Source organism: Nonomuraea sp. NPDC001831, assembly GCF_042892035.1.
In the GTDB taxonomy this organism is placed as follows: domain Bacteria; phylum Actinomycetota; class Actinomycetes; order Streptosporangiales; family Streptosporangiaceae; genus Nonomuraea.
Genome location: NZ_JBIATU010000004.1, coordinates 235,455 through 252,176 on the forward strand (window position 1 = coordinate 235,455; position 16,722 = coordinate 252,176).

At 72.1% G+C, this 16,722-nt stretch carries 13 protein-coding genes; 6 read left to right on the forward strand and 7 right to left on the reverse strand.

What is annotated here, in order from left to right; translation table 11 throughout:
* Nucleotides 1–257 precede the first annotated feature (257 nt).
* A complete protein-coding gene (locus ACFYYW_RS16290) occupies nucleotides 258–3,551 on the reverse strand; it encodes a WD40 repeat domain-containing serine/threonine protein kinase (protein WP_387649380.1) in 3,294 nt (1,097 codons plus the stop codon).
* Nucleotides 3,552–3,646: 95 nt separating this feature from the next.
* Between ACFYYW_RS16290 and ACFYYW_RS16295 the strand changes: the two genes are divergently transcribed.
* Nucleotides 3,647–4,219 (forward strand): hypothetical protein, encoded by a 573-nt coding sequence (locus ACFYYW_RS16295; protein WP_387649381.1) that lies wholly within the window; start codon nucleotides 3,647–3,649, stop codon nucleotides 4,217–4,219.
* Nucleotides 4,220–4,340: 121 nt separating this feature from the next.
* On the forward strand, nucleotides 4,341–4,925 hold the full coding sequence (locus ACFYYW_RS16300; RefSeq protein ID WP_352328713.1) for a dihydrofolate reductase family protein: 585 nt from the start codon (nucleotides 4,341–4,343) through the stop codon (nucleotides 4,923–4,925).
* Nucleotides 4,926–4,990: 65 nt separating this feature from the next.
* On the opposite strand, the gene ACFYYW_RS16305 is transcribed toward ACFYYW_RS16300, so the two are convergent.
* Both ACFYYW_RS16305 and ACFYYW_RS16310 read right to left on the reverse strand, forming a co-directional pair.
* Nucleotides 4,991–5,998: an RNA polymerase subunit sigma-70 gene (locus ACFYYW_RS16305; protein WP_387649383.1), complete on the reverse strand. Its 1,008-nt coding sequence runs from the start codon at nucleotides 5,996–5,998 to the stop codon at nucleotides 4,991–4,993.
* Between the two features lie 95 nt (nucleotides 5,999–6,093).
* A complete protein-coding gene (locus tag ACFYYW_RS16310; RefSeq protein ID WP_387649386.1) occupies nucleotides 6,094–6,951 on the reverse strand; it encodes a helix-turn-helix transcriptional regulator in 858 nt (285 codons plus the stop codon).
* Between the two features lie 86 nt (nucleotides 6,952–7,037).
* Here ACFYYW_RS16310 and ACFYYW_RS16315 point away from each other — a divergent pair, with 86 nt between their 5' ends.
* Together ACFYYW_RS16315 and ACFYYW_RS16320 are read left to right on the forward strand one after the other, a co-directional pair.
* The gene (locus ACFYYW_RS16315; RefSeq protein WP_387649389.1) at nucleotides 7,038–7,820 is read left to right on the forward strand and encodes an SDR family NAD(P)-dependent oxidoreductase; all 783 of its coding nucleotides are present in this window, start codon (nucleotides 7,038–7,040) and stop codon (nucleotides 7,818–7,820) included.
* Nucleotides 7,821–8,016: 196 nt separating this feature from the next.
* On the forward strand, nucleotides 8,017–9,993 hold the full coding sequence (locus tag ACFYYW_RS16320) for a right-handed parallel beta-helix repeat-containing protein (RefSeq protein ID WP_387649391.1): 1,977 nt from the start codon (nucleotides 8,017–8,019) through the stop codon (nucleotides 9,991–9,993).
* Between the two features lie 151 nt (nucleotides 9,994–10,144).
* Here the strand turns inward: ACFYYW_RS16320 and ACFYYW_RS16325 are convergent, their stop codons facing one another.
* The 4 genes from ACFYYW_RS16325 to ACFYYW_RS16340 form a co-directional block, all read right to left on the reverse strand.
* Nucleotides 10,145–10,990, reverse strand: a complete 846-nt coding sequence (locus tag ACFYYW_RS16325; protein ID WP_352323581.1) for an SAM-dependent methyltransferase — start codon at nucleotides 10,988–10,990, stop codon at nucleotides 10,145–10,147.
* 70 nt (nucleotides 10,991–11,060) lie between these two features.
* Entirely contained in the window at nucleotides 11,061–11,789 is a 729-nt protein-coding gene (locus ACFYYW_RS16330; protein ID WP_352323582.1) for a GntR family transcriptional regulator, read from the reverse strand.
* Between the two features lie 56 nt (nucleotides 11,790–11,845).
* Nucleotides 11,846–12,841 (reverse strand): acetylxylan esterase, encoded by a 996-nt coding sequence (locus ACFYYW_RS16335; protein ID WP_387649396.1) that lies wholly within the window; start codon nucleotides 12,839–12,841, stop codon nucleotides 11,846–11,848.
* 25 nt (nucleotides 12,842–12,866) lie between these two features.
* Nucleotides 12,867–13,724, reverse strand: coding sequence for an amidohydrolase family protein (locus tag ACFYYW_RS16340; RefSeq protein ID WP_387649398.1), 858 nt, complete (start codon nucleotides 13,722–13,724; stop codon nucleotides 12,867–12,869).
* Between the two features lie 147 nt (nucleotides 13,725–13,871).
* Here ACFYYW_RS16340 and ACFYYW_RS16345 point away from each other — a divergent pair, with 147 nt between their 5' ends.
* Nucleotides 13,872–15,773: a hypothetical protein gene (locus ACFYYW_RS16345; RefSeq protein ID WP_387649400.1), complete on the forward strand. Its 1,902-nt coding sequence runs from the start codon at nucleotides 13,872–13,874 to the stop codon at nucleotides 15,771–15,773.
* Nucleotides 15,770–16,678 (forward strand): aldo/keto reductase, encoded by a 909-nt coding sequence (locus tag ACFYYW_RS16350; protein ID WP_387649403.1) that lies wholly within the window; start codon nucleotides 15,770–15,772, stop codon nucleotides 16,676–16,678. The genes ACFYYW_RS16345 and ACFYYW_RS16350 overlap by 4 nt, the downstream gene beginning before the upstream one ends.
* The last annotated feature ends 44 nt before the right edge of the window (nucleotides 16,679–16,722 follow it).

Sequence of the window (16,722 nt, forward strand, 5' to 3'; positions counted from 1 at the left end):
TTTCCGAATATGTCGGTATATCGCAGTCGTGACGATCAACGACCCACCTCGGAACCGGGGTTCCCCCATTCAGGTAGGGCGAACTTCCCCTTTCGCCGCAGGAAAGTACCAGCACGTGCGGGTCTGCGGAGAAACGCGGCCAGGCCCGCCCACGCCGGCCGCGCCCGCTCCTGATCGCTGTCCGGCGCGGGCTCCGCCGCGGTCGCCGGCCAGGGACACGCCTTTCTGGGCGGCACAGGCCCCGCCGCGGTCGCCGGCTAGAGGCACGCCTTTCTGTACGGCAGCGTGGGCACGATCACCCGCCACTGGGCCGCGCTCAGCCCGCCCGCCTTCGCGCACACCGCCGCCGCCATCGCCTCCCCGCCCGCGGCGTACCGCCTGACGAGGCCGTTGCCGTCCACGGTCAGCACCGCCGATCCGTCGGCGGTGAACGCCACGTCGAGCGGCTGCCCGATCTCCGGGTCCTGACCGCCGCCCTGGTCGAGCAGCGTGCCGAGGTCCGTGCCCGACATCACGTCGACCAGCCGCACCCTGCCGCCCACCTGGAGGGTGGCGAGCAGGTCCTCGCGCGGCGAGTAGGCGGCGGGTTCGCCGAACCCGCGCGCGGTGGCGAGCCTGCGGCGCGTGGCCACGTCCCAGACCGTCATCCGTTGCCGCGCGTCGAGCACCACGACGGCCTTGCCGGAGCGGGTGAAATACGCGCGCACCCCCTCGGCGTTCCTGCCGCCGCCGCCGAACGCCGGCCCCAGGGCCTTGCCGCCGGCCGTCTCCAGCAGGTGCACGCGGTCGCCCGCCACCACCAGCGTCCGCCCGTCGGAGGAGAAGGCCGCGTACTTCGCCGCGCCCGCCCTGGCCGACCACACCCGCCGCCTGGTCCGCCGGTCCCACAGCTCGACCCCGCCCTGCTCGGTGACCACGGCCAGCCTGCCGCCGTCGGGCGAGAAGGCCACCTGCGCGGCGGACGTGCGAATCGTCCCCTGGACGGCGGCCGAGGCGGTGTCCACGATCCGCACCCCGGGCCCGTACGTGGCGACGAAACGGGAGTCCGGGCTGAACACCGCGTTCTCCGCCTCCGGCAACGCGCCGATCTTCCGCCCGCCGACGGCGGACAACGCGCCGTCGCGGACCACGAGCCGCCCGTCGCCGCTCAGCGCCGCCGTCGTCACGATGTGATCGTCGTCCTTAAGGGCCAGGTCCGCCACGTTCACCGAGAAGACCTGGTCGCCCAGCAGGTAGCGGAACGTGCTTCCGTCGAAGGCTCCCTGCACCGCGTCCTCATCCGCACTCACCTGGACCGAGGTGAGCAGATGCGTGTCCGACCTGCGCCAGAACTGGATGGAGCGCGGTCCCACCGTCGCGATGAGGCCAGGGCCGAACACGGCCGCGCCGCCGTTCCAGGTGCCCTGGGTGCCGGCGCCGTCCTTGTCGCCGATGAAGTCCTTCGCCCCGGTCCTCAGGTCGGTCAGCTCCAGCAGGCGACCGCGCCGTGCGGCCCGCCAGACCCCGTCCCGGCTGAACGTGCCCGCGGGGGCGGGCCCGAGCGCCTTGGCGGCGCCGGTTCGCAGGTCCCAGCGGGTACGCCGGTCAGCCTCCTCGAGCAGGACGGAGTCGTCCCGCTCGAACACCACGTCGACCCACTCGCTCGTGAAGTCCTTGGCGGCGGGGAAGGCGTGGACGCTGATCGGCCTGCCGCTGACGAAGTCGACCGCGGTGGCGCGCGTGGCCGTCACGGTCACCAGCACCTTGCCCGACGGGCTCAGCGTCACGCTGTCCAGCGGCTCGGCCGGGCGGGTGGGGAGCGTCCGCAGGAGCCGGCCGTTGCGCACGTCCCACGCGCGCGTCGTCGTGGAGTCGGCGCTGACCAGCGTGCGGCCGTCGGCGCCGAGCGTCCGTACCGTGTCGCCCGCGGTGGACGGGTCGCCGAACATCGCCGTCTCGCGTTGCGCCAGCGAGGCCACCAGGGCCGCTCTGGTGGCCGGCGTGTGGTCCAGCCGCCAGGCCGCCAGGCTCGCCAGCATCGCCTGGTGCGGGTCGCTGCGGCGGGCCGTGGTCGCCGCCGCCAGCCTGGCCGCCTCCGATCGGGTCAGCTGCCCGGCGATCTGCTCGGCCCGGTCGTCGGCCACCGCGCTCTGCTGCACGGCCAGCCCGCCGGCGACCAGCGCGATCACCAGCAGCCCGCCCAGGCTCAGCGAGGTCAGCCGGGCCCGCCTGGCCCGCTGCCCGGCCAGGGCGGCCGCCGCGGCCAGGAAGTCGCGTTCGGCGGGCGACAGGGTGATGTCGCGGCGGGCGGTGGCCGCCCAATGCAACGCGTTCTCCAGGTCGCTGCCCTGGAACAGGTCGCCGTCCCGGCGTCCCGCCGCCTCCCAGCGCCGCGCCGCGGTGAGGATCTGCCGGTGGACGGCCAGGCCGTCGAGGTTGGACTCGATCCACCGGCGGTACCGCGGCCAGGCGTGGGGGAGGGCCGGTCTGGCCAGCCGTACGCCGCCGTCCTGGCTGGCCAGGAGATAGCCGAACACGGCGAGGATCCTCCGCACGGCGGCCACCTCGCGCGAGGCCCGCCCCTCGACCAGCTCGGCCAGCTCGGCGTGCCGGACCGACAGCTCGCCCGCCTCGTCCACCGTCACCAGCCGCAGGAACACCTCCGGGACCAGCTCACGCTCGGCCGGATCGAGCATCGTGTACGCCTGCTCGGCCAGCGTGCCGAGCGCGGGATCGTGCCCCTGCGCGCCGATCCCGGCGGCCTGGTGGCCGCCCTGGGCCAGCAGCCGGGCGGTGTCGAGGGCGCCGTCGCCGCTGACCAGCGCCAGCAGCAGCTCGCGGGCGGTCGGCCGCTGGGCCGGCTCCTTGGACAGCGCCGAGGAGACCAGCCGGCGCAGCGTCCTGGGCAGCGCGGACAGGTCGGGGGTGGCCGACAACACCTGGTGCATGACGCTTCCCAGGCTCTCGGCGTGGAACGGATCACGGCCGGTGGCGGCGAAGACGATGACGGCTCCCCAGGCGAACACGTCCGCCGAGGCGTCCGCTCGCTGGCCGATGAACACCTCGGGGGCCATGTAGGTGGGCGTGCCGCTCACCACGCCGGTCGCGGTGAGGGACATCTCGGCGGTCCTGGCGATGCCGAAGTCGATCACGCGGGGACCGTCCGGGCCCAGCAGCACGTTGTCGGGCTTGAGGTCGCGGTGGATCACCCCGGCGTCGTGGATGGCGGTCAGCGCCGTCGCGATGGCGGTGGCCAGGCGGTGCAGGTCGTCACCGGCGAAGATCCGGCCCGCCGTGCGCAGGCTCGGGCCCTCCACGTACTCGCTGACGATGTAGGGACGCGGGCCCTCCAGCCTGGCCTCGATGATCGGCGCGGTGCAGAACGAGGCCACCCGCTGCGCGGCCGCCGCCTCCCGGCCGAGCTGGGCCACCTGGTCGCCGTGCAGCACCTTGATCGCCACCCGGCGGCCGTCCTCGGCATAGGCCTCGTACACCACGCCCTGGCCGCCGGCGCCGAGCCGCCCGGCCAGCCAGTACCCGCCGATCCGCTGAGGGTCTCCTTCGATCAACACGCTCGTTTGATGCACTCATCACGGACGAAGTTCCGCCCAGAATGCCGGGAAAAGAGGGCCGAACCCTTTTCGATCGAGCTGCATCCAACCCTGACATGAACAAGATTCAGAACCTTGCCGCCCTGGCCGTGCTCCCCGTTGCCGCAGCTCTCGTGGCCTTCCCCGCGCAGGCGGCGGAGCGTCCCAGTTGTCCCCTGCCCTCCAAGGCGGACGTGCGGCGCTCGTCGGCCGACAAGGTCGACAAGCCCGCGAGAGGCGCGGCGGCGATCAAGGGGGTCCGCGTCAACCACATCCCGAAGGGCTTCACGAACGGGCAGGTGCTCGTCAACAAGCACGACGGCATGGTCGAGTACAGCTACCAGTGGTCGGACGACCGCGACGACATGAGCCGCCGGCACCGGTCGCTGTGGGTCAGGGTGGTGTGCTGGCCGAAGGCGACCTCGCTGGCGCAGCTCAAGAACGCCCCGTTCTACATCGGGACGTTCTCCGGCGACCCGACCACCGCGAAGATCGGCGATCGCCAGGTGCTTCGCCAGCAGGGTGACGGCGCGCTGGGGGCCGGTGTGTACACGGGCTGGGTCGAGCGCCCGGGAGTCGTCGTCACCGTGATGGCGACCCCGCCTCTCGTGCCGGAACTGACGAAGATCATCAAGGGCATCCGGCTCTGATCCTGCGTCCGACCTCGACTCCGCACCGGCCGGGAACCAGCCGCAGCGGATCGCGACCGATGAGGTTTCCGGGCCGCGCCCGTCTGTACACGTGAGACCGACTCACGGAAAGGCCGGCACGATGCGGAAACTGATCTTCGGCATGAACGTGACCCTGGACGGCTACATCGCCGCGCCCGGCGACGACATCGGCTGGAGCGCGGGGGAGGGGCCGGACTCGTCGCCGAGCGCCGAGCTGTTCCAGTGGTGGTACGACCAGATGCGGGCGAGCGAGCTGTCGCTGTACGGCCGCAAGTTGTGGGAGGCGATGAGCTCCCACTGGCCGACCGGCGACCAGCTGCCCGGCGCCACCCCGGCGCAGATCGCGTTCGCGCGCCTGTGGCGGGACATGCCGAAGGTGGTGTTCTCGTCGACGATCGACAAGGTCGACTGGAACGCCCGCCTGGTCACCGGCGACGCCGTCACCGAGATCACCAGGCTCAAGGCCGAGGACGGCGGCCCGATGGACATCGGCGGCGCGACGCTCGCCGCGGCCGCCATGCGGGCCGGCCTGATCGACGAGTACGCGATCGTCACCCATCCGGCCCTGGTGGGCGGCGGCACGCCGTTCTTCACCGCGCTGGACAGCTGGGTGAACCTCGACCTGGTCGAGACGCGGACGTTCCCCGGCGGCGTGCTGCTGACCCGATACGAGACGCGGCGCTGAGCACGGGCCGCCGCGCTGAGGACGAGGAGGACGGCGAGGCCGGCCCGTGCGCCGGCCCTGTCCGGTCACAACGTCGCGGGCAGGCCCAGCCATGGTTTGCCGGTGGCGTCGAACCCGGTGAGCTCGGCGATCCTCCCGTCGACGATGTGCAGCACCGCGATGTTGAACAGACGGTGTCGCGGGTCGTCGGCGGTGCGGCGGTACAACACGGCGGCGGGCATGAGGTTGACCGTCGTGGCGATGCAGCGCCAGTCGTCGTAGCCGCGCTGGAAGAGGCCGTGGGAGACCCAGCCGTCCACCGCGTCCTTGGCCGTGACGGTCGAAGTGCCCGGCTCGGGCAGCATCGTGAAGCGCAGGTCGTCGCGGAGCAGGGCCGTCAGCCCGTCGAGGTCGTTGCGTTCATGGGCGTCCATGTACGACTTCACCACGCCGCGCTCGTCCTGCGACAGCTCGTGCGTGGCCGGGCTCCGCCAGTCGAGGCGGCGGCCGGGCAGCTGCTCGCGCACCGTCACGCGCGCCCGCTGCAGCGCGCTGGTCACCGACGCGACGGTCAGTTCGAGGGCGCCGGCGGCCTTCGAGGCCGGCCAGCCGAGGACGTCGCGCAACACGAACACCGCTCGCTGCCGCGGCGGCAGGTGCTGGACGGCGACGATGAACGCCAGCTCGATCGTCTCCCGCGCCACCACCGACTCCTGCGGGTCCTCCGGGAGCATCCGGTCCGGGTAGGGCTGCAGGTAGTGCACCTCCGAGCCCGCGCCCGGCAGCTCGGCGGGCACGGGCATGCGGTCGTTGCGCTTGTCCAGGAAGTCCAGGCAGGCGTTCGTCGCGATCCGGTACAGCCAGGTCCGCAGCGCGGCGTGACCCTTGAACGACTCCCGCCTGTTCCACGCCCGCAGGAACGTCTCCTGCGTCATGTCCTGGGCGTCCTCGTAGTTGGCGAGCATCCGGTAGCAGTGCACCAGGAGCGCGTGCCGGTAGGGCTCGGTGATGAGGGCGAACTCTGCCGCGTCGTCCGAGCGGGCCGCCGCGATGAACGCGGCCCCGTCGTCGGCCGGCAGTCTGGCGTCGGTCATGGTCGTCAATCCTTCCGCGGGTGGAGAGGGCTGTCAGTACTGACGACGTGGCGGAGGATTTCTGAGCGGTGCAGCCGCTGCCACCGGCCCGTTCCTCAGGGAGGGCCGCTCGCCTTGACGTAGTCGGGGCCGAGGACGTCCAGAAGCGCCAGGGCCTCGGCGTCAGGGGAGCCCGGCGGCGCGCTGTAGAGGATGAGGTGCTGGTCACGGTCGGTGAGCGCGAGGGAGTCGCAGTCGACGGTGATCTCGCCGACGACCGGGTGCCGGAACGTCTTGGTGAGCGTCGGCGTGGTCTGCACGTCGTGCCGCTCCCAGAGCCGGGCGAAGCCGGGGCCGGCCTGGCGCAGCTCGTCGACCAGCCCGGTCACCGCGGGGTCGGCCGGGTAGCGGGCGAGGGTGGAGCGCAGTTCCCTGGCGACCTGGTGCCGGAACGCGGTGACGTCGGAGATCGCGTACCGGGTCGTGCCGGGGCCCGCGGGGCCGAGGAACGCCCGGCGCGCGAGGTTGCGGTCCTCGGGAGCGAGCTCGCCGAAGTCCTCCATGAGCGTGGCGGCCAGGGCGTTCCACGCCAGCACCTCGAACGTGGCCGACATGACGAAGGCAGCCGTCCGCGGCAGCCGGTCGAGGAGGGCGAGGATGCTCGGGCGCACGTCGCGCCGGTGCAGCCGGGTACGGTTCGGCGCGACTCCGGCCAGGACGTGGAGGTGGTCGGACTCGGCGTCGGTGAGGTGCAGCGCTGTCGCGATCCCGGCCAGGACCTCGGCTGACGGACGCGGCGCCCGGCCCTGTTCGAGCCGGACGTAGTACTCGGTGGAGATGTGCGCGAGCACGGCCACCTCCTCGCGGCGAAGCCCCGGTGTGCGACGTCGCGGGCCCGCAGGCAGGCCGGCGTCCCGCGGGCGGAGCCGCTCGCGACGGCTGCGGAGGAACGCCCCCAGCTCCTGTCTGTCCATGGCTCCAGTGTGCACGCCCGGCCGCGGCGCATCCTGGTACCGTCTGTGCCTGCCTCCGGCCTGGGGCGCGGGCCGACACTGCCGTCATGACGAACGACATCGACATCGCGCCGCTCGGCCTGCTCACCGGCAAGGTCGTGTTCATCACCGGCGCCAGCCGCGGCATCGGAGCGGCAGCGGCCCGCCTCTTCGCCGTGGAGGGGGCCGCCGTCGTGCTCGCGGCCCGTGGCATCGACGCGCTGCGGCGGATCGTGACCGAGATCCGTGCCGAGGGCGGGGTCGCGGACGCCGTCCACCTCGACCTGGCCGATCGCGGGAGCGTCCGCGCGGCCCTTGACCGGGTGGCGGAGCTGCACGGACGGCTTGACGGCGCGTTCAACAACGGCGGAGTGGGGCAGCGGCCCGGCCCTCTGGACGGCACCGGCGAGGAGGAGGTCGAGGAGCAGTTCGCGGTGAACTTCCGGGGCCACTGGACGGCCATGAACGCCGAGGCCGCGCTCATGCGACGCCACGGTGGCGGGGCGATCGTCAACACCTCCAGCATCGGCAGCCGGCGCGCCAACCCGGCCCTGCCGGCGTACGGGGCGATGAAGCGTGCACTCAACAGCATCACCGAGACCGCCGCGGTGAGCTGGGCCCCCGACGGCATCCGGGTGAACGGCATCACCCCCGGCGGCACCGCGACGGAGATGATCGAGGCGTGGGAGGCGGCTTCCCCCGGCATCGTCGAGCAGGTGACGGCGTCGGTGCCGCTCGGACGGATGGCCGAGCCGCGCGAGGTCGCCGAGGTGGCCGCGTGGCTGCTCAGCGACCGGGCCTCGATGGTGACCGGCGCGATCGTGCCGGTGGACGGTGGCGCCGGCGCGTGAGGACCAGCCTCGGCCCCGGCTGAAGCCCGGCGGGGAACCTGCGCCCGGCCTTGCGCGGGGGCCCGATTGATTTGTCCAATTTGTCCAAGCTTCGATCTTGTGAGCGGACGCGGGCTACAGTGACGACGGCCAGCAGTCAAAGGCAGTAAAGGCTGGCCGAAACCCGAGGAGAGCATGAATGAGAAGAACGTGGCCAATGGCGTTGGTGGCCCTCGCCGCTGTCGTCATGGGCGGCGCGACGCCGGCGAGTGGCGACGCCGGCGACCCGGCGGCCAAGGCGACGACCGCAACCGCGGGAACGACGGCGGCCAAAGCCGCGGTCTGCGGTAGCGCGTCGCTGAACGGCCCCGCCACACCGCCGGCCGGCGCGGTCGTGGTGCCCGCCGGCGACAACAGCGGCGTGGACTTACGCAAGGCGAACACCACGTACTACTTCGAGACCGGCACGCACACCCTGGAGCCCGCCCAATACGCCCAGATCCTGCCCGGCGAGAACGCGACGTTCATCGGCGCGCCCGGCGCGGTGCTCGACGGGAAGGGCGTGAACCAGTACGCGTTCGGTGACACGGCGACCGGGGTCACCATCCGGTACCTGACCGTCACCGGGTTCGTCGCGCCGCAGGAGGAGGCCGTGGTCAACCACAGCGCCGCAGACGACTGGGTCCTGGAGCACAACACGTTCCGTGACAACTCCGGCGCGGCGCTGATGGCCGGGGCCAGGAACCAGATCCGTGGCAACTGCATCAAGGACAACGGCCAGCTCGGCCTGAACGCGTCCCAGCACGGCGACCACATCACCGGCCTGGTGGTGGCGGACAACGAGGTCACCGGCAACAACACCGACGACTGGGAACACCAGGGCCAAGGGTGCGGATGCACCGGTGGCCTGAAGTTCTGGGCGGTGAACGGCGCCGACGTGACCGGCAACTGGGTGCACCACAACCACGGGCCGGGGATCTGGGCGGACACCAACAACAACGACTTCCTCATCGAGAACAACCTCATCGAGGACAACGACTCGATCGGGATCTTCTACGAGATCAGCTACAACGCCGTGATCCGCAACAACACCCTGCGCCGCAACACCTGGAAGGCGGGCGCCGAGCGGGCCGCGAAGGGCGACTCGTTCCCCGACGCGGCGATCTACCTGTCCGAGGCGGACGGCGAGCCGCGCATCCCGGCGCGCACCGGCAAGATCGAGGTCACCGGCAACCTGCTGGAGAACAACTGGGGCGGCATCACCGCGTGGGCGAACGCCGACCGGTTCTGCGGCAGCGCGGCCTCGACCACCAGCGACTGCACCCTGATCGTCGGGCCGGCCAACACCTCGAAGTGCTCGCCGCCCGCCATCAAGGACCAGCCGCTCTACACCGACTGCCGCTGGTGGACGAAGAACCTCGACATCCACCACAACACGTTCTCCTTCGCACCCGGCGCCGTCGACGGCGGCTGCTCGACGCAGTACTGCGGGCAGATGAGCCTGCTGTCCAACTGGGGCACGGCGCACCCGGACTGGTCGCCGTACCTGGGAGAGAAGATCGAGAAGTCGATCGTCTTCGAGTCGAACAACTCCTGGCACGACAACACCTACACGGGACCGTGGCAGTTCAGGATCTACGACATGGGCAGACGCGTCACGGCCGCGGAGTGGGTCGGCCCCCAGTACGGCCAGGACGCCGGCAGCACGTTCGACGGCAGGGCGCCCGAGGTGCCGCCGATCACCGAGCAGACCTTCGAGGACGTCTCGACGGCGCCCTACTCCGCCTGGTACGGATCCAGCCTGGCGCACCGGACCGGCGACGCGCACGGCGGCACGGGCTCGTTGCAGCTGACCAGCACCGAGGGGTCCGGCAGCGCGGTGGCGCTCGACAAGTACCCCGGATACAGCGGTGTGATCGCCGGTAAGAGCTACCGCGTGTCGCTGTGGTATCGAGAGGCCGTGGCCACCATGCCCACTGTCACCTGGAACGTGCGCTGGCGCGACGAGGACGGCGCGGTGCTGCGTACCGACCCCGTCCCCCTGCCCCGGAACACGGCCTGGACCGAGGCGGCCGGCACGTTCACCGCGCCGGCGGGCGCGACCCGCGTCGACTGGACCTTGGTCTGGAGCGCCCCCACCGGGTCCGCGTTCCGGATCGACGACGTGGCGATGCGTGCCGCGCAAACGCCGTAAGCATGAACAACACCGAGGCCCCCCTGACGGGGGGCCTCGCCCCGACGCGGTCCTGGTCCCTGCCGCCGCCGCACGAGCCTCTACGCCCTGGCCGCGCGACTTCTCCGCATCGCCGAGTTCAACGCCCTCGCCGCCGTCCTGCGGGGGCCGGTCAGGCCTTGACGGCGAGCCCGCCGTACATGGAGACCATGGAGTCCTCCACGAGCAGCGCCCGGTCGTCGGGCCGCCACCGGTGCACCGGCACCACACCCGGCTCGATGAGCTCGAATCCGGAGAAGAGCTCCTCGATCTGCGCCCTGGTACGGGCCTTGGACATGATGCCGCGCCGGTTGTACTGGGCGACGGCCTCGCTCACCAGCCGGCTCGGCGCGCTGTCGAGCGTGATGGTGGACAGGGCCAGGAAGCTGCCCGGCGGCAGCGGCTTCATCAGGTGCTCGATGATCGAGCGGACGGCGGCGTCGTCGCGGATGAAGTGCACCACGGCGATCAGGCACAGCGCGACGGGACGGGTGAAGTCGAAGGTGTCGCGGACCTCGGCCGAGCCGATGATGGCCTCCGGGTCGTTCAGGTCGGCCTGGATGTAGCGGGTCCGGCCCTCCGGGGTACTGGTGAGCAGGGCGCGGGCGTGGACGAGGACGAGCGGGTCGTTGTCCACGTAGATGATCCGGGCGGCGGGGTGAGCCCGCTGGGCCACCTCGTGCAGGTTGGGCGAGGTGGGCAGCCCGGTGCCGATGTCGATGAACTGGTCGACGCCGCGCTCGGCCGCCAGGTGGCGGGTCACCCTGACCATGAAGTCGCGGTTGGCGCGCACGGACGTCGGCATGTACGGGGCGATCTTGATGACCTCCTCGGCCGCCGCGCGGTCGGCCGCGAAGTTGTCCTTGCCGCCCAGGAGGTAGTCGTAGACCCGCGCCGAGTGCGGCACGTTCGTCTTGAGATCGACCGCCGTCCGCCCGTCGCCGGCCACCCCCGCACCGCCATGTTGATCAACTGCCATGCGCCCCACGTTAGCGGGATTCGGGCGGCGGAATCCGGCGAATGCCACCTGGAACGACAACATCCTGGGCTCAGCGCGAGGAGGGCTTGCTCTTCTTGCGGGCGCGGCGGTCGGGGACGGGGGAGCGGCCCGCGGAATGGTCGGCGAACGCCTCGGCCGCCTTGGCGGGGTCGCCGTCGCGCAGCAGCGAGACCAGGCGGCCGTGCTCGTCGGCCATCGCGTGCCAGTCGCCGTCGAAGAGCGGGTCGGCGATGGCGCGCAGCGCGCGCAGGCTCGGTTCGAGGACCTCCCACATCCGGGTCAGGAACGGGTTGCCCGCGATCTGGCTGACCCTGGTGTGGAAGGCGATGTCGATGTCGCGGAACTTGCCGACGTCGTTCATCGCCACGGCCTGGTGCATCTGCTCGACGAGGTCCTCCAGCTCGCGGAGCTGGTCGTCGGTGACGTGCCCGGCGGCGAGCTGGGCGGCGAGGCGTTCGAGCGGCTCGCGCACCTGGCGGGCGTACTCGGCGTGCTCGGTGGAGATCTCGACGACGAAGTTGCCGCGGCGCGGCACGTGCACGAGCAGCCCCTCGCGGGCCAGCTGCTTGACGGCTTCGCGAACCGGCGCTTGACTCACGCCCAGACGGCGTGCGATCTCCGACTCCACCACGCGCTCGTTCGGCGCGAGGTCGCCCTCGACGATGGCCTGCCGGAGCAGCTCGTACACCCGATCGGAGATCAAGGTGGGACGGACCGAGTCTTTGCTCGTGGCCAGTCTGGAGGCGAAGTCACTGTTGGCTTGCCGTGTCGATGCCATGAAGTCCTCATCATGCGATCTCGCGCGTCCCCGGTCCCCGCTGTCATGATACGCGATCATCGGTTAGCAGGTATCGATTGCAGCCGATCCGCCAGCCAGGCGAGCTTGACGGCCTCGTGCGCCGGGCCGCCGCCCTCGTGGTCGTTGAACGGGTAGACGCTGATCCGCTTGCGCGCCGGGGGCAGGTCGTGCAGCGCGCCGTAGTGGTTGAAGGCCGCGTACACCGTCGAGGGCGGGCAGATGCGGTCCATGAGGCCGACGGAGAAGAGCGTCGGCGCGTTGGCCCGGCGGGCGAGCGTCGCGGCGTCGAAGTACGACAGGGTGCGCATCGCCGTCTCGGCGTGTTCCCGGTGCAGCTTCACGAACCGGGTGAACTCCACGTACGGCGGCTGGTCGGTGAACGTCGTCGCGCGCCCGAAGTGGCACAGGAACGGCACGTCCGGCATGACCGCCACGAGATCGGGGACGAGCCCGGCCACGGCCAGCGCGATCCCGCCGCCCTGGCTGGTCCCGGTCACCGCGATCCTGGAGGCGTCCACCTCCGGATGCGTGCGCACCGCCGCGACGGCCCGCACGGCGTCGGTGTACAGGCGGCGGTAGTAGTACCGCTCCGGGTCGAGCACGCCGCGGGTCAGGAATCCGGGGGCCGCGACGTCGCCGGTCGCGGGATCGGGGTCGGGCGTCTCGGCGCCCTGGCCGCGGGTGTCCATGACGAAGTGCGCGTAACCGGCGCACGCCCAGAGCCGCTTCTCGTGGGCCACGCCGCGGCCGCTGCCGTAGCCGAGGTACTCCACGACGGCGGGCAGGGGGCCGGTCCTGGTCACCGGCAGGTGCAACCAGCCCTTGACGGGGTGGCCGCCGTAGCCCGCGAAGGTGACGTCGAAGGTGTCGATCGTCGCCAGCCCGTTCGGCGCCGGCTCGGCCGTCATGGCGAGGTCGACGCCGCTGGTTCCGGCGAGGGTCTTCGCCCAGAACGCATCGAAGTCAGCCGGCTCCGGCAGGGTCGGCAGGTACCGTTCGAGCTGGTCCTGGGGGAGGTCGAAATGGGCCATCGATCAACCAATCATCGCTTATCGATCAACTGTCGCATCGAAGCAGGGGCTCCGGAGCGTTGTCAACCGGAGGTGCCAGGCGGTACGCGCGCTCGGCGGTCGTGCGCAGCACCCGTACGCGCTCCCCGGCCGTCAGCCCGGCGAGCCCGAGCGTCGCCAGCCGCAACGACTCCGCGCGGGACCCGCGGGGCAGGCAGATCGGCCAGTCGGACCCGACGACGCACCGGTCGGGACCGAACGCCTCGACCACGTGGGCGACCAGTCCGGCCACCCGCTCCGGTGGCACGCCGTGCTGCTGGGTGAGCAGGCCGGAGATCTTCATGATCACGTTCGGGGTGCGGGCCGCCCGCCGCACGTGCTCGCGCCACTCCTCCGGATCGGCCGCCAGCAGGTTCGGGGGGTTGCCGAGGTGGTCGACGACCACGGTCAGCTCCGGGTGCCGCGCGGCGACCTCGGCCGCGACGCCGACGGCGGCGGCGTGCAGGTTGAGTTCGAGCGCCACCCCGAGCTCGGCCAGCACGGGGACGAGCGCGCGCGCCGAGGCGGGCGTGGCCGCCCACGAGGGGCCGCCGAGCCGCATCCCGTTGGGCCGGGCCTCGTCCATGAGCTCCCGGAACCGGGACGGCTCGATCCCGGCGTGGACGTTGAGGTTGCCGACGTGCCCGGTGATCAGGCCGGGGTGACGCAGGCGCAGGTCGCGCAGCCGCCAGGTCTCGCCGCGGTCGCCCCTGGACGCCTCGACCAGGATCGTCCCGGTCAGGCCGAGGCCGTCGCCCGCCGCGGCCAGGTCGCCGGCCGTGAACGACCGGTGGTGGGGTGACTCCGGGGTGATCCACGGGTAGCCGCCGTCGAGGTCCCAGAGGTGGGCGTGGCAGTCGATCACCTGTGCTCCGTATGTTCGGCCAGTATTGACACGTTGATCCGCGCTCATGATGATTCTAATCATCGGCTATCGATCAGCGATTACAGGTGTTCTCATGCGCATGGCAGCAAGACGTCCCGGCGGCGCGGCAGAGCGGGGTGGCAGGCGGTGACGGCCTACGACGCCACGCGCGTGCCGGAGGTGCGGGCCTCCCGTGGACTGGCGACTCCGCCGCGGTGGGCCGTGTTGGAGCGGGAGCTGTTCGCCGTCCAGGACAAGGCGTGGCGGATCTTCGCCGACCGCTACACCGAGGACGACGGCCGGCTGGTCTTCCGCGACACGCTGGGGGAGGGGCTCGACGGCCGCGACGGGGTCGACGACTTCTACGAGGCGTTCTTCAACTGGCCCACGCTGTACCTGCTCGGCGGCAGCGCGGACGTCCTGGCGGCGGCGCGGCGGCACTGGCGGGGCGTCACCGCCCAGCTGACCGGGATGGGCATGCTGGTCGAGGGGTTCGAGCGCGGCTACGACTGGTTCCACCAGGGCGAGGGCATGCTGCTGTTCTACGGGCTCTGCCTCGCCTCGCCCGATGACGGCGAGCTGAGGGGGCTGGCCGGGCGCTTCGCCGACCTCTACCTGCCCGGCGGCCCCAACTACGACCCCGAGCACCGGATCATCCGCGCGCCGCACAACGGCGCCGCCGGCCCGCGCTGGGGCTTCAGCGACCACGACGTGTACTTCCCGTGGAGCCTGGCCCTGCGCCCCTACGGGCTGCCCCTGGACTGGATCGACGAGGCCGCGCCCTTCGACGACCTGGCCGCCGATCCGGCGCGGGCCCGCGCGTACGGCCGCGTGATGTGGGAGCGCATGGGCCGCGGCGACACGATCGTCAACCTCTGCGCGACCAGCCTCGTCACCAACGCCTACCTGCTCGGCGGCGAGTCCCGCCACGCCGACTGGGTGGTGGAGTACGTCGACGCCTGGCGGCGGCGGCTGGACGGCCGCGACGTCGTCCCCGACAACGCCGGCCTGCACGGCGTGGTCGGCGAGCACCTGGACGGCCGCTGGTACGGCGGCCACTACGGCTGGTCCTGGCCGCACGGCCTGCCACCCGTCGGGACGGCGGCGATCGTCGGCGCGTCCAACGCCGTGTTGCTGACGGGCGACGCGTCCTACCTGGATCTGGCCAGGAACCCGCTGGACGTCGTGCTCGGCCGGGCCGAACGGCGCCGCCCCGCCGACGTCTCCACCATCACCAAGCGCTGGCGGCCCCACCTGCGCGGGCTGGAGCACGAGCCGACGCTCATGGCGCCCATGCGCCGCGACGACTCCGGGTGGTTCGACCACAACATCATGCCGACCCAGCTGCCCGTGGCCCTGTGGCAGTTCAGCCGGGCCGCCGCCGACCGGGAACGCGTCGACCGGCTCCGTGAGGAGGCGAGCTGGGACTGGACGGCGGTGCACACCCAGCGCACCAAGGAGGAGTCCGGGCACGAGGAGCCCTGGTACGAGTACCTCGCCGGCCGCAACCCCGGCTTCCCCGAGCGGATGCTGCGCAGCGCCATCGACACCTGCGCCCAGCGGCTGGAGTCCATCGCGGCCGACCCGGTGGACCCCGTCGTCGGCCCCGACGCGTTCGGCATCCACGACTGGCAGGACCGCAACCCGGTCGTCACGGAGGCGCTGCTGCAGCTGACCACCGGATCCCCGCAGGTGCTCTACAACGGCGCGCTGGCGCAGATGCACCTGCGGTACTTCGACGCCGAGGAGCGCCGTCCGGGCCTGCCCGCCGACGTCGCCGCGCTGGTCACGAGCATCGACGCCGGGCACACCGTGGTCGAGCTGGCCAACCTCGGCGAGGCTCCGCGCTCGCTCGTGGTGCAGGCGGGCACGTTCGCCGAGCACGTCATCCACGAGGTCCGCGCCGACGACGAGCCGCCCACACCGGTCGAGGGGCCGCATGTCCACGTGCGGCTGCCGGGCTCGACGCACGTACGGCTCACGCTGACGATGACGCTGCGCGGCGGGAGACCCACGTACGAGGCTCCGCCGATGGAGGTGCGGCGATGAAGGTCGAGCTGCCACGGCTGGGCCTCGGCACCGCCCCCATCGGCAACCTGTTCCAGGACGTCTCCGAGCAGGACGCGGCCGCCACGGTGGCCGCCGCCGTCCAGGAGGGCGTCACCTACTTCGACACCGCGCCCCGCTACGGGCACGGGGTCGCCGAGGAACGGCTCGGCCGCGCGCTCGGGACCGGTGGCGACGCCGCCGAGCCGGTGATCTCGACCAAGGCGGGCTGGCTGCTGCGCCCCGGGCAGACGGTGGTCACCGACTGGACGGAACGGGGCATCCGCCAGTCGCTGGAGTCCAGCCTGGAACGGCTCCGGCGACCCTCCGTCGACATCCTGTACCTGCACGACCCCGACGACTTCCCCGACGACGTGCGCCGTACCGCCTACCCGGCCGTGCGCAGGCTGCGGGAGGAGGGGCTGGCCGGGGCCGTCGGCTTCGGCATGAACCACAGCGAACCGCTGGCCGCGTACGTGGCCGAGTTCGACGTGGACGTCGTCCTCATCGCCGGGCGGTTCTCGCTGCTCGACCACGACGCGCTGACGACCCTGCTGCCGCTGTGCCTGAAGACCGGCACGGCGGTGGTCGTGGGCGGCGTCTTCAACACCGGCCTGCTCGCCGACCCGCGTCCTGAGGCCATGTACAACTACCGGCCGGTGCCGGGCGGCGTGCTGGCTCGGGCCGAGCGCTGCCGCGCCGTCTGCGCGGAGTTCGGGGTGCCGCTCGCCGCGGCGGCCGTGCAGTTCCCCTTCCTCCATCCCGCCGTGCGGTCGGTCGTGGTGGGCTGCCGGTCGGCGGCCGAGGTGAAGGGCAACGCGGCCGCCTCGCGTACGGAGATCCCGCCGGAGTTGTGGCGCCGGCTCGCCGAGGAGGGCTTCGTCCCTCCCGAGCTGCTGGACGGATAGAGGAAGACCCCGGCGGGGCGGGTTCGCCGCCCCGCCCCCCGTCT

Bases quoted from the DNA above. Each gene is read 5' to 3' on its own strand.
- ACFYYW_RS16305 (WP_387649383.1), bottom strand. From the start codon at position 5,998: ATGACCGACGCCAGACTGCCGGCCGACGACGGGGCCGCGTTCATCGCG.
- ACFYYW_RS16330 (WP_352323582.1), bottom strand. From the start codon at position 11,789: ATGGCATCGACACGGCAAGCCAACAGTGACTTCGCCTCCAGACTGGCC.
- ACFYYW_RS16300 (WP_352328713.1), top strand. From the start codon at position 4,341: ATGCGGAAACTGATCTTCGGCATGAACGTGACCCTGGACGGCTACATC.
- ACFYYW_RS16350 (WP_387649403.1), top strand. From the start codon at position 15,770: ATGAAGGTCGAGCTGCCACGGCTGGGCCTCGGCACCGCCCCCATCGGC.
- ACFYYW_RS16315 (WP_387649389.1), top strand. From the start codon at position 7,038: ATGACGAACGACATCGACATCGCGCCGCTCGGCCTGCTCACCGGCAAG.
- ACFYYW_RS16295 (WP_387649381.1), top strand. From the start codon at position 3,647: ATGAACAAGATTCAGAACCTTGCCGCCCTGGCCGTGCTCCCCGTTGCC.
- ACFYYW_RS16310 (WP_387649386.1), bottom strand. From the start codon at position 6,951: ATGGACAGACAGGAGCTGGGGGCGTTCCTCCGCAGCCGTCGCGAGCGG.
- ACFYYW_RS16320 (WP_387649391.1), top strand. From the start codon at position 8,017: ATGGCGTTGGTGGCCCTCGCCGCTGTCGTCATGGGCGGCGCGACGCCG.
- ACFYYW_RS16335 (WP_387649396.1), bottom strand. From the start codon at position 12,841: ATGGCCCATTTCGACCTCCCCCAGGACCAGCTCGAACGGTACCTGCCG.
- ACFYYW_RS16325 (WP_352323581.1), bottom strand. From the start codon at position 10,990: ATGGCAGTTGATCAACATGGCGGTGCGGGGGTGGCCGGCGACGGGCGG.